This window comes from Acinetobacter sp. 24-47-39 (assembly GCF_056783825.1).
This window is the reverse complement of record NZ_JBWYIP010000002.1, coordinates 156,254-168,861: the sequence shown is the minus strand read 5'-3', so window position 1 is coordinate 168,861 and position 12,608 is coordinate 156,254. Positions and strand designations below refer to the sequence as shown.

13 protein-coding genes are annotated in these 12,608 nt (G+C 38.4%); 7 read left to right on the top strand and 6 right to left on the bottom strand.

The annotated features are described in order from the left end of the window. Positions 1-151: 151 nt before the first annotated feature. Complete coding sequence (locus AC1M9C_RS03525) at positions 152-1,024, bottom strand: LysR family transcriptional regulator (RefSeq protein ID WP_035264791.1); 873 nt, start codon at positions 1,022-1,024, stop codon at positions 152-154. A 97-nt stretch (positions 1,025-1,121) separates the two neighbouring features. On the opposite strand from AC1M9C_RS03525, the gene AC1M9C_RS03520 reads away from it, so the two are divergent. From AC1M9C_RS03520 to thrH, 3 genes are read left to right on the top strand one after another with little or no spacing between them, the layout of a single operon-like run. Further along, positions 1,122-1,892 carry a 2OG-Fe dioxygenase family protein gene (locus AC1M9C_RS03520; protein ID WP_179999648.1) on the top strand — a complete coding sequence of 257 codons (771 nt, stop codon included), beginning with the start codon at positions 1,122-1,124 and terminating at the stop codon, positions 1,890-1,892. 3 nt (positions 1,893-1,895) lie between these two features. Beyond that, on the top strand, positions 1,896-2,504 hold the full coding sequence (locus AC1M9C_RS03515) for a LysE family translocator (protein WP_481586907.1): 609 nt from the start codon (positions 1,896-1,898) through the stop codon (positions 2,502-2,504). A 12-nt stretch (positions 2,505-2,516) separates the two neighbouring features. Further along, on the top strand, positions 2,517-3,149 hold the full coding sequence (thrH, locus tag AC1M9C_RS03510; protein WP_481586906.1) for a bifunctional phosphoserine phosphatase/homoserine phosphotransferase ThrH: 633 nt from the start codon (positions 2,517-2,519) through the stop codon (positions 3,147-3,149). 186 nt (positions 3,150-3,335) lie between these two features. Here the strand turns inward: thrH and AC1M9C_RS03505 are convergent, their stop codons facing one another. From AC1M9C_RS03505 to AC1M9C_RS03495, 3 genes are read right to left on the bottom strand one after another with little or no spacing between them, the layout of a single operon-like run. Continuing rightward, entirely contained in the window at positions 3,336-4,643 is a 1,308-nt protein-coding gene (locus tag AC1M9C_RS03505) for a DUF445 domain-containing protein (protein WP_481586905.1), read from the bottom strand. Positions 4,644-4,680: 37 nt separating this feature from the next. Next, on the bottom strand, positions 4,681-5,235 hold the full coding sequence (locus tag AC1M9C_RS03500; protein WP_481586904.1) for a CC0125/CC1285 family lipoprotein: 555 nt from the start codon (positions 5,233-5,235) through the stop codon (positions 4,681-4,683). Between the two features lie 35 nt (positions 5,236-5,270). Beyond that, a complete protein-coding gene (locus AC1M9C_RS03495) occupies positions 5,271-5,810 on the bottom strand; it encodes a DUF924 family protein (protein WP_481586903.1) in 540 nt (179 codons plus the stop codon). A 212-nt stretch (positions 5,811-6,022) separates the two neighbouring features. Between AC1M9C_RS03495 and gshA the strand changes: the two genes are divergently transcribed. Together gshA and AC1M9C_RS03485 are read left to right on the top strand one after the other, a co-directional pair. Further along, the gene (gene gshA, locus AC1M9C_RS03490) at positions 6,023-7,600 is read left to right on the top strand and encodes a glutamate--cysteine ligase (RefSeq protein WP_481953227.1); all 1,578 of its coding nucleotides are present in this window, start codon (positions 6,023-6,025) and stop codon (positions 7,598-7,600) included. Between the two features lie 18 nt (positions 7,601-7,618). Next, entirely contained in the window at positions 7,619-8,119 is a 501-nt protein-coding gene (locus AC1M9C_RS03485; protein ID WP_180028388.1) for a disulfide bond formation protein B, read from the top strand. A gap of 43 nt (positions 8,120-8,162) precedes the next feature. Here AC1M9C_RS03485 and AC1M9C_RS03480 read toward each other — a convergent pair whose 3' ends face one another. After that, complete coding sequence (locus AC1M9C_RS03480) at positions 8,163-9,494, bottom strand: PGAP1-like alpha/beta domain-containing protein (RefSeq protein WP_035264768.1); 1,332 nt, start codon at positions 9,492-9,494, stop codon at positions 8,163-8,165. A 248-nt stretch (positions 9,495-9,742) separates the two neighbouring features. Between AC1M9C_RS03480 and AC1M9C_RS03475 the strand changes: the two genes are divergently transcribed. Continuing rightward, positions 9,743-10,327, top strand: a complete 585-nt coding sequence (locus AC1M9C_RS03475; RefSeq protein ID WP_481953226.1) for a YqiA/YcfP family alpha/beta fold hydrolase — start codon at positions 9,743-9,745, stop codon at positions 10,325-10,327. 14 nt (positions 10,328-10,341) lie between these two features. Next, a complete protein-coding gene (parE, locus tag AC1M9C_RS03470) occupies positions 10,342-12,222 on the top strand; it encodes a DNA topoisomerase IV subunit B (RefSeq protein WP_035264762.1) in 1,881 nt (626 codons plus the stop codon). Positions 12,223-12,266: 44 nt separating this feature from the next. On the opposite strand, the gene AC1M9C_RS03465 is transcribed toward parE, so the two are convergent. Further along, the gene (locus AC1M9C_RS03465) at positions 12,267-12,563 is read right to left on the bottom strand and encodes an FmdB family zinc ribbon protein (RefSeq protein WP_035264759.1); all 297 of its coding nucleotides are present in this window, start codon (positions 12,561-12,563) and stop codon (positions 12,267-12,269) included. Positions 12,564-12,608: the final 45 nt, after the last annotated feature.

The window sequence follows — 12,608 nt, the reverse complement described above, 5'->3', positions numbered from 1 at the left end:
GATAGTAATATTTAGCCCGTTTCTTCGTAGTTTAGCAGTTGAAATGCCTGCACTAAATACAAATATCTGCGACATATTCGTTTTAATTTTCATAAGATTCTAATGATCTTCAATTAAGTTTAAAACCTTAGATGATCTATGTGATCTCATGTTAAAAATGATTGATCTGACTTTGCTTCATTTCATTTTTTAACCAATTTAAAAAAATAATCTTCCGAGGATCTTCAATAAATCTAGTATGGGACAGTAGATAATAGGCAGAACCATCCTGAAGAATTGGTGTTATTTTTTTTACAGACTTGAGCTCTAATTCTTTTTCAATCATGTAGATAGAAATGATCGTCTTTCCTAGGCCAGCCAAGCAGCCTTCTAAACATAAGTAAAAATGCTCTAATTCTATTTTGGAATGTTTCTTCAAAATATCTTTGAGTTCATCCAATTGGTGTAATTTTTTTGAAAAATAAGGGCGTGATTTAGAAATTAACAATTCTTTGGTTTTAGGGTGGTGAGATGCTTGGACTGCCACAATATATTCATCGCCAATTTTCTCACTAAACAGATGCGATCCCCATTCAAAATCATTTCTTCGTATTGCGATATCGATATTATCTTTTTCAAAGTCGACTACACCACCACCTGTGAGCAAAACCACTTCAAAATCATGTCCAAGTTTTTTAAATTCAACAAGTCGTGGAATTAACCACTTCATCGAAATGGTTGGTTCACAGGACAGTACCAATTGTTTGTTTTCAGTTTTATTTTGAGTTAGTCCAATTAAACAATCATCCAATTGATTGAAAATATTCTGAGCGCAATGAAAAAGAGTTTCTCCTTCTTTGGTGAGTATCAAGGTTTTATTTCGCCGTTCAAATAATGTGATATTTAATATTTCTTCGAGATTGTAAATTTGCTTACTGACGGCACTTTGCGTAACAAATAATTTCTTTGCTGCAATCGTGACACTGCTGTATTTAGCGACAAAATAAAAAAACTTCAGTGAATTCAAAGATATTTTCTCTATCATTCCAAAAACTCATATATTTTTAGTCGATTTTATTGATTTTATTTTTTTAACTTTTGTTCAAAATGAAGATTACCAAAAGCAAAATAAAGCTAATACAATGGAAAATATATTAAAATTCAGTCCATTTAACAAGCAGCATCTCGATGAATACACATATTCAAAAGAGATAATCAAAAAGGGTTATGCGTTTATTGATTTAAATACATTCCAAGAAATACAGAAAAATAATAATTTTCACGATGTTAATGAGCAAGATGTCAGTGATTTTATAGACAGTTGGAACGCTCTAGATTTAGATCAATTTATGTCGGATAAAGGTAAATATCGAACAAGAAAACATGCAACTTTTACTATTAATGATAAGCATAAAATTTTACTGAAAAATTCTTATATTCCTCATTTTCAGACGATTGAATACAACACTTTGAATGGTGGAATTGCGAGATATTTTTCAGAGATTGATAAAAATACAATTGAAAATCCAATTTTTAGAAATTTACTACAATTCGCATATCTCACCTTTTCAGAAATTGAAACTGAAAATTGGTTTATCGAAGCGCATCAATTTCGCATTGAAGCAAAATTTAACGATAGTGGTAAGCCAACCCCTGAAGGGATACATCGCGATGGGGTGGATTTCGTTTTAATGGCCATGATCAACCGTCAAAATGTTCAGGGTGGAATGACCCGAATTTATGACTTAAATAAGAATTTGAAAGCAGAATTTATGCTTGAAAATTTTTTAGATATCGCACTTGTGGATGATCATCAGGTCTATCACAGCGTAACGGAAATCAAAGTCAATGATTTTACGTTGGGTGATATTGGATTAAGAGATGTATTAGTGATCACGTTTAAAAAGGCATAATGAATGGGTGAGTTTATAGCAGTTATTCTCATCACCATACTTGCTGTTGTGAGTCCTGGTGCTGATTTCGCTATCGTGACAAAAAACAGTTACTTATATGGTAGAAGGATAGGTGTTCTCACTTCACTGGGAATCTCTTTAGGTGTGTTGATTCATGTGACTTATACGCTCATTGCTGTCGCATTTGTCATGGCGTATACACCTCAAATTCTAAATATTGTGAAGTATATTGGAGCGATCTATCTCATCTATATCGGTTATAAAACTTTTGTACAAAGTTCGGTTGTCGAGACGTCATCAACTGCTGCAATTAATCCTTTTCAAGCAGTGAAATATGGCTTTTTCACCAATGCACTTAATCCTAAAACGACTTTATTTGTGATTAGTACATACACTCAAATCATCAGTGTGAGTACGCCTAAAGCGATTCTGGTCGGTTATGGGCTATTTATGTCTTTTGCTCATTTTTTATGGTTTGGATTGGTGGCTTTGCTTTTTTCATCGATTGTTTTAAGACAGAAAATGTTAGCTAAGCAAGTACAGATTAACAGAGTGATTGGGACTGTATTATGTCTGCTAGGGATAGCACTTCTGTTTGCTAAATTTCAGTAATAGGGTAGCAATATGAAAAAGATGGCTTTTATCGACATGGAAGGTGTTCTTGTCCCTGAAATATGGAAACACTTTTCAAATGTATACAATATCCCAGAGTTGGCGATTACAACTCGAGAAGTCGCAGACTATAAGTCTCTGATGGAATTTAGAATTAATTTACTGAAAGAAAATAAAATTCCTTTAAAACAATTAATCAATGACATTAAAGAACTGGATGTTATTCCAGATGCTAAGGAGTTTTTAGAATATTTGCAAAAGGCTGAAAATTTTGAAGTTAAAATTATTTCAGATTGCTTTTATGAGTTTTTATTTCCCTTTTTTGAAAAATTAAATCTTCCTGTTAAAAATACATATTGTCATCACTTAGAGATTGGACCAGATGGATTTATAGAAAATGTTCTATATACTCGAGATAAAGGGAAACATGAAATTATTGTAAAGTTCCAAAAAGAAAACGTTTCAATGACCAATAGTATTGCGATCGGTGATGCATTTAATGATTTTTCGATGTTGCATTTAGTTGATTATGGTTTTTTATTTCAACCTTCAGAAGAAGTGAGAAAGAACTCTCCAGCTTATTTTTGTAAAGTAGACTCTTATCAAGATATTATTTCACATTTAAATCGTAAAAAAGTGATATAACTTCATAATATTATTGTAGTTTATATAAGATAAAGCAGATAGAAATGACTCTAGTGAGAGCTTAGTTATTTGAATGACTAAGAATAATAAATACAGCCCATTCATGCAGAAATGGGCTTTTTTATGAGGTCAATTCACAATGAATTAAATTTTAGTCAGCGACCAAATTTAAATTTCATTTCTAAGTTAAATCAAAAATTCAACTGCTGCTCGGATGATCCCTAATACCAAACCGATAAATGCACCAACGACAACACCGTTGACGCGGATCATATGTAGGTCACCACCCACTTCACTTTCAATCTTATCAATCATTTCTCGTGAGTCCCATTCGTGAATGCGTTCACTGATAAATAAAATGACTTTTTCGCTGTATTGATCACTGAGATTGACTGCCATTGAACTCATTTTTTCATTTAATAATTGGCGTAATGCAGGATTGGAAATGATGTTTTGACCGACTTGTTGAATCGCAACACGTAAATTTTCAGCTATACCTGAATCTGCTTTCTCCAAATCTTCACGAATGGCGTTGCACAGAATGACGACGGCACCAGTAATAAAATTTAAAACTTGAGGACTATCTAACAATGCATTTTTAGTTTCATTTAATTTAAGACTCGCCTGACTTTCAGGATTTGCCAGTTCAGTCATTAAATGCTGTGCAATACTCTCAATTTTTTGACGCCATGGGTGCTCTGGATCTGCCAACATTGACTCGACACGCTCTATTAAAGAGTCAATCGTTCTTTGTTGAACATCGATACCGATCCAACTTGCGCCTTTGGCTAAACGCCACACTCCGAGTTCTTTAAATAGGGTGCGGGTTAGCTCCCGAGTTTGTTCAGGATGTGAAGTCACCCAACCGTGCGCAACATCGAGACCACGTTGTAAAACATCTTGGTGGAAGTCATTTTCTAATACGGCACGAATCATTTCACTGGCCAGGGTATTGATTTGAGTGTTCTTTACCCATTGCACACTGTTAGTTTGAATAAACCTACCGACTTGTTCTTGTCCAACAAACTCAAAAACTTTAGGCACTGTCTGTTGAATCACTTGAGTCACTTGACGATTGTTATCTGGATTGGCTAGCCATTGTCCTACTGCCAAACTCACATCTGTTTGACTCAAGCTTTTTGCCACAATTTGTGGCGATAGGAAGTTTTCTTGAACAAAACGTCCCATGGATTCTGCAATACGCGCTTTGTTACGTGGAATAATTTCGGTGTGATCTTTTAAAAACTTAGGAATAGGGATACGACCGAATGGGTTCCGAAACAAAACCGTAATGGCATACCAATCTGCTAAACCACCAACCACACCTGCTTCAGCAGACAACATTAAAATATGAATAAGCCAAACATATTCTGGAAAAATTTTGGCAGCCACCATGAGCGATATCCAAGCCAATACAGCGACAACCAGTGCGATCATGGCAAATCGTTTGCTTCGATCCAGACTAGGGGTAGTCATTGTTGGTGATGCACTCATGCATAATTCCTATGTAAGCTGTTGTATTAATATTATTTTATTGTGATAGAGAAGGCTGTGTTTGTACAGGCAGTACGTCGCCTGTAGCACTTAAACCATATTTAGACCCTAAGGCCTGTAAAATTAAACGTGCATCAAAAGCATCTTGAGGTGCTGTTTTTTGATCTTTAAAACAGGTGATGGTATAGGCTACTTGAACTGGCTCTAAACTGACCACCTGTGGCACATCATAAAAAGGATCAAAGAACATAGGATGTCTACGATATCCATAACCATACGGGTAAGGATTGGAATAAACCACAGCTTGACGAGGTGGTTGTTGTGTGCGATTGCTTGGATCATCTTGGACTTTAAAAAAATGAAAGCCCTGTTTGACCGTTGTTTGTGCAGCTTTAAGTAAGGTTATTTCTTCAGCTGTACCATAGCTCATGTTGGATGAGCCTTGAAAACTAATACGATACGTTGATTGGTTCAAGGGAATAGTTGCGAATTGCCCAAGCTGATCAAATGTAGGCGGTTTACTTGGCGTCGTGACACAACCAGACAGCAGGATCATGCCAGATAATCCCAAAATCATGCATAAGTTCTTCATTTCGCTCTCCTGAAGTCTGTTGTATCAATATCAATTTAGAAGCTACTGTTTGGCTGTTTTAAAAATTCTATTTCCTCAGGTGTAGAGAGACGATTTAAAATTTCATTACGATGAGGATAGCGACCGAAACGTTCAATGATGACTTGATGCTTCTTCTCAAAGTCTAAATTTACAGGGTTGCCTAATGCCTCAAACAGACGAAGTGCTTGAGTGTGAATGATTTTTGATTCGCTATGCATGAAAGGCATATATAAGAAGCTACGTTGTTCAGGTTCCAGTTCGAGATCTAAGCCAAGACGAACCGCTTCTTGAGCTAGCCCAAGTGCTAATGGATCTTGGGCAAAAGATTCAGGTTTGCCACGATAAACATTACGGGAAAATTGATCCAAGACAATGATTTCTGCTAAGCGTCCTAAAGCAGTTTCCCGCCATGTCCATAGTTCGCCTGCGGCAGCTTGTTGGATGGTGTGACCAAATTGCGCTTGAATAAGTTGATCGAAAGCATCGCTTTTCGCAAACCAATGCGGTTGAGTTTCAGCACTGAACCAAAAATCTATAACGTTGTGATAATTCATATTCTTTACAGTTTGTTAGCATTTATTCTGCAATAAAATCACAAATTTCAGATGTCTTAAAGACTAAGATTGTGTTAAAAATTTGCCAAAATAAAAGGTTTATCCAACTGAAATGTATATGCAAACTGCATTTGCGAATATAAATCACGGTATACTTGATATAAATCAATAATTTTTTATCTCAGTCGTTCTTCTAGATAAGCGAGTAAGTAATGAGTCAACCCGAAGCGCTCTCTGAAACAATTTTACCAAATTGGGTGGATTCGACGGTGTTTAAAGGTATGTTACGAGGCATTGAGCGCGAAAGCCTAAGGATGCAAAGTGATGGCTTTATCTCCCAGAAAGATCATCCTAAGGGTTTAGGCTCTGCGTTAACTCATCCTCATATTACGACAGATTATTCTGAAGCCTTACTTGAGTTTATTACCCCTCCTCAATCTTCAATTTCTGAAGCATTAAGCTACTTAGAAGATATTCATGCTTTCACCCATCGACACCTAGAAGATGGTGAAAAGCTATGGCCAATGTCGATGCCATGTATGTTGGATGATGAAGAAGAAAGCATTCGTCTTGCGCAATATGGCTCATCCAATATCGGTAAATTCAAAACTTTATACCGCCGTGGTTTAGGTGTACGTTATGGTCGTCGTATGCAGACGATTTCAGGTGTACATTACAATGTTTCATTCCCTGATGCGTTGTTTCAGCAGTTGCAAGCAAACGAGCAAGATGAAGCTTTAAAACAGCTCAGTTTGCAGGATTATCGCAGCCATCGATATTTCGCTTTAATTCGAAATTTCATTCGTTTAACCCCATTGGTTATGTTCCTGATAGGTGCAAGCCCATCGGTCTGTCGTTGTTTTATGACGGGTCGTGAACATCATTTATTGCCTTTAATTAAGGGAACATTGTATTTGCCATATGCCACTGCATTGCGTATGGGGCGCTTTGGATATCAAAATTCGGCGCAGAAAGAGTTAGGTATTCATTACAATGATTTGAAAGGATATTTAGCAGGTTTACAAAAGGCGGTGAAAACGTCTTATGCTGCTTTCAGTCGTTTGGGATTAGATGACGAAGCGGGTGAGCCGATCCAAATTAATGATCACGTACTGCAAATTGAAAACGAGTACTACAGTCTTGTACGTCCTAAACAAGTACCACAGTCTGGTGAAACACCATCTGATGCATTAGCAAACCGTGGTGTAGGGTATGTAGAATTGCGCGCAGTAGATGTGAATCCATACAGCCCAATTGGTATCAATGAAGATACTGCAGGCTTCCTTGAGGTATTAGCGCTTTATTGTTTATTAAAAGACAGTCCTGAACTGCTAGATGATGAACTTGAAGTGATTGAACAAAACCAGCAAGAAGTTGTGAATCGTGGGCGTGCACCAAATGCTGCCATTGTTGAAAATGGTCAATCAATTGAAATTGAGACATGGGCAAATCAATATCTCAAACAGATGCAGCCTTTAGCAGAAACGTTAGATCAAGCTCACTCGACCTCGTTGTATTCTGATGCAATGCAAATTATGCAATCACGAGTAGATGAAGTGGATGAAACCTTCTCTGCGAAAATAGTAGATGATACAGTAAAACATAGTGGTACTTGGAGCTTAGGTAGTGTGCTCGCGCATCAACATGCTGATCATTATCAAAATTATGTGTTATCTCAGGATAAAGTCACCTATTTTGAACAACTCACAGTGCAATCAATTGAACAGCAACAACAGTTGGAAGCAGAGTCTAGTCTAAGCTTTAAAGAATATCTAAAAGCATATCGATAAAAATATTGAGGAAAGTATATGCAGTGGCAAAATTATCGCATGGTGAGTGGTCTGTTGTTTGTAGCCAGCGTGATTGGAATGGCCTTCGCGTTGTATCTCGAACATGTCCAAGGACTTGAGCCTTGTCCATTGTGTGTATTTCAACGGTTAGGTCTGATCGGACTGGGACTGATTTCTTTTATTGCGGTTCTACACAATCCCGTCCGTAATGGTTTAAAACGAGCATATGCTTTCCTAGGGACATTATCGATTTTATGGTCAGCGGGTGTTGCTGCACGTCATGTCTGGCTGCAGAGTTTACCTCCAGATAAAGTGCCAAGTTGTGGGCCTGGTTTAGATTATTTGGTAGATGCTTTGCCGCTTAAAACAGTGCTTCAACAAGTGCTGTCAGGATCAGGCGAATGTGCGGTAGTAGACTGGACTTTCCTAGGTCAGTCTTTACCTGTATGGTCTTTGGTATTTTTTAGTATTTTGCTGATCATCTCGATTTGGCAGTTATTCAGAAAGTATCCTGCTTAAAATAAAAAAGCCAACTAATAGTTGGCTTTTTTATTGAAGATGGTCAGGTTTCTACGATTCCTTCCATGCTTTCTAATTTGATTAAATATTTACGGATTTGCTCTTCAGCTAATTCATCGTGATGTGGATAGAACCATTTAACGATTTGCTCAGCAACACTGGAATGGTATTGAATCTCCATATGATTGAGCCCGTAGAACACAGCTTTGTGTGATTCTGGCAATTTCAGTTGGAATCGCGGATTTGGATGCTCACCCAAAGCACTTTGCACACTCACTAAGTAATCGCCAATGACTTTGAGTGTACGATTTTTACGATTTTCAAACTCAATTGTTCCAGCTACTAAGAATGTATTGATATGTGAAGGCAGCGGTGCAGGTTTACGATTATCATCCATCATGCCAATACGAGCGTGATTGTGTTCCCAGTCATCATCACGGACACTACCATGGCGTAAATCCAAAATACCATCACTGCGAATATTCACAATGTGGCTGGCTAACTTGATGACGGGAAAGTGTCCAATTTTTTCTTGAACGGCAAAGCCAATACGTTCTAGAACCGCACCATGATGTGGAGAACCTAAGCAGACCAAATTCTCTGCCATGTGAAACCATTGATGGAGATTTTGTTTACCATAAAACAAAGCACTTCTAGAAACCAAACCACCCATACTGTGACCGATTAAATCAAGGCTGGTGATACGTGGATTGCGCTTTACCAAGTCTTCAAGCATATTGGCCAACGAACGACCATTCGCTGAAATTCTGCGACCAGTGTTGTAATGCAAATAAAGCATGGTGTTGTTGTCGCGTTGTGCAAGCAGTTTTTCACCAATACCGCCATAGTTGCGATTGGTCCAATCAAGATGATTCATGCACAGACCATGGCAAAAGATCACGACACGACCTGACAGGTCACCCTGTTGTAACTCTCCATAGTGATCATACAGATTACTGGTAATCGCCAACGGATTTTGATTTTTAAGTAAATAGTCGCCAATCACGCCATTAAGAGCACTGACCAAAAAAATCATTTTTGGCGTGAGGGGCTTATCATGGAGTTTCGGAAATTGATCAATGATTTTGCGCAGGGCTGGTGCGACCAAATAATTTCCGTAATTTAGAAGCGTGTCATATGAAAATTGATATAACTTTCGAACGTAGGTTTTCTTTTGAAATTCTTTTGATGTTTTTTTACTTAAACCAAATACGGTTAAGAGCACTTCACGTTGAAGTGATTGAATGAGATTTTGAACAGCGTGGTTAATTGGAGTGCTGACCAGTTGTGCCAAACCTTCAAGCACATCGGCCTGACTCGGAGGAGATCGATCCCATTTACAATAGGTTTCATGTAGTGGCGTTAAACTCGGCATCTAGTCTTATCCTGATAGTGCATGATCATCTAAAGACACTTTATTTTTAGCAATGATCACTGTATAAAATTCCTTGTATTTATCTTATGTTGTTCATCCCGAACAATTTTTAAGATAACTTTGATTTCAGGTCGGCTCTAATTTTTTTGTCTGACAATATTTGTTATCGTACAAAAGAGAAACAAATATGTGATCTGATTCACAATAAAAATTAGAACAATTTTGAGGAAAATGCAATTAATCAGTTTATGAATATTATCTATCTACATGGATTTCAAAGTAGTCCTTTTTCGATTAAAGGGCAACTGATTCGTCAGTATTTTGAAAGACATGAACATGTACAAGTGCATTTGCCCGATTTAAATATGCCGCCTGATCAGGTCATTACTTCGATTTCGGCACTCATCGAGTCTATGTCGAATGTCGTTTTGATTGGGAGCAGTTTAGGTGGATTTTATGCGACGCAGCTTGCCGCGAAACATGGAGTCGCAGCTGTACTGATTAATCCCGCTATGCAACCATGGAAATTATTTAGAAACTTGTTTTCAACGGCGCAGTTTCCTTATCCAGTCACTGCGAATTGGTCGTTAGATGAAGCTCAGCTTGATCAATTGGAGCATATGGCAGTTCCGTTTGTGCAAGATGCAGACAAAATCTTGGTCTTGTTACAACAAGGTGATGAAGTTTTGGATTATCGTGAAGCGGAACGTTATTATAATTGCGATGGTCATCAAGCGTTCCTCATTACAGAAACATATGGCAATCACGCGATGGATGATTTCGCGGATAAAATACCCTTGGTATATCAGTTTTTAGCTGACAGCTTAAAATAAGGAAACAATTCAACGTGTCTCAATATACGGCCCAATCCCTTGAAGTCTTATCTGGTTTAGATCCTGTACGCCGTCGTCCAGGCATGTATACCGATACCACACGTCCAAACCATTTGGCGCAAGAGGTCATTGATAATGCGGTCGATGAAGCATTGGCAGGACACGCGAATAAAATTACAGTGACTGTGTATAAAGATGGTTCATTGTCAGTAGAAGATAACGGGCGTGGTATGCCAGTTGATATTCATCCTGAATATGGTCAAAGCGGCATTGAAATTATTCTGACTAAACTGCATGCAGGCGGGAAATTCAGCACAGATAATTATCAATTCTCTGGTGGTTTGCACGGGGTTGGTATTTCTGTTGTAAATGCGCTTTCCACACGTGTGGAAGTTCAAGTTCAGCGCCAAGGTAATTTATACAAAATGGCCTTTGAGCAAGGTGAAGCAACGGCACCACTTGAAGTTCTGGAAGGTAAAGCACCTAAACGTGCATCGGGTACCTCAGTTCACTTTTGGCCTGAAGCGAAATATTTTGATTCACCTAAATTTGCATTAAAGGCACTTAAACACAATTTAAAAGCGAAGGCGGTATTAGCTGCTGGCTTACAAATCAATTATGTTGATGAAATTAACGACGAAAAAATCACGTGGCAGTTTGAAAATGGTCTCGTCGATTATTTGATGGATGAATTAGAAGATCGTGAAATCATCCCTACGCCTGCATTTGTCGCTACAGGTGACGCGGAACGTGCCAGTGCGGAGTTTGCGATTTGTTGGAATGTTGAAGGTGGAGAGAGCATTCAAGAATCTTATGTGAACTTGATTCCAACGGCTCAAGGTGGCACACATGTGAATGGTCTTCGTTCAGGTGTGACGGATGCGATCCGTGAGTTCTGTGAGTTACGTAATCTCTTACCACGTAATATGAAGCTTTCAGCGGAAGATGTGTGGGATGGCGTGAACTATATTCTGTCTTTGAAATTTCAAGAGCCACAATTTTCAGGTCAAACCAAAGAGCGTCTTTCAAGTCGTGAAGCCTCTGGGATTGTGCAGAACATCGCAAAAGATGCTTTTGCCTTATGGTTGAATCAAAACTCTGAAATTGCAATGCAATTGGCTGAAATGGCGATTTCAAAAGCGGGACGTCGTTTAAAAGCTGCAAAGAAAGTTGAGCGCAAAAAAATCGTTTCAGGTCCAACTTTACCAGGCAAATTATCTGATTGTGTGGGACATAGTTTGGAAGAGTCAGAACTATTTATTGTGGAAGGTGATTCTGCTGGAGGATCTGCCAAACAGGCGCGTGATAAGAATTTCCAAGCGATTATGCCGATCCGCGGAAAAATTTTAAACACTTGGGAAGTATCTTCAGATGAAGTACTTGCTTCTCAAGAGGTGCATAATATTGCAATCGCAATAGGAGTCGATCCGGGTTCTGATGATTTGTCTGAACTCCGCTATGGCAAGATCTGTATCTTGGCCGATGCTGACTCAGATGGATTACATATTGCGACTTTGCTGTGTGCATTATTTGTGAAGCACTTCCCAAGCCTAGTTGAAGCAGGGCACTTATTTGTTGCGATGCCACCTTTATTCCGTATTGATGACGGTAAAGATGTGCATTACGCGCTTGACGAAGCAGAATTAGAAGGCATATTGAAAAAAGCCAAAACTAAATCCCCACAAATCACACGATTTAAAGGTTTGGGTGAGATGAATGCAAGTCAGCTCCGTGAAACAACATTGGATCCCAATACTCGTCGTTTGGTGCAACTAGATTTGGATGATGTGCATTTTACTTCAGGTTTATTAGATAAATTATTAGCCAAGAAACGCGCAAGTGATCGTAAAGAATGGTTGGAACAAAAAGGCAACTTAGCTGAATTAGTCGTTTAATTTTCTGCAGACACGAGCATTAAAGCCCGCAGATGCGGGCTTTTTTATACTTCACAGAGTGAACAATTCACACCACGACAGTTGTGTAGCACTGAACTGCGTGCACTATTTTTATTGGTACCTGGACCGCCGACTAAAGGTCCTGCAAGTTGTTCTGCGCCTGACCCTGGACGCCATTTGGTCTTCATGTTGATTTGTTGTCTGCCAGTAATCATTGGTTTAGCTAAGGTGGGTTGTTGACAGTATTTACATTCGATAGTGTCAGTTGCAATCCTAGAAATAGGCACACGTTGTTCAAAAATTCCTTCGCAGTGCTCACAGCGGAAATCGTATAATGGCATGGTCGTGCTCCTACTTATTTTTAAGCATGTGCATGTTTAAAAGTT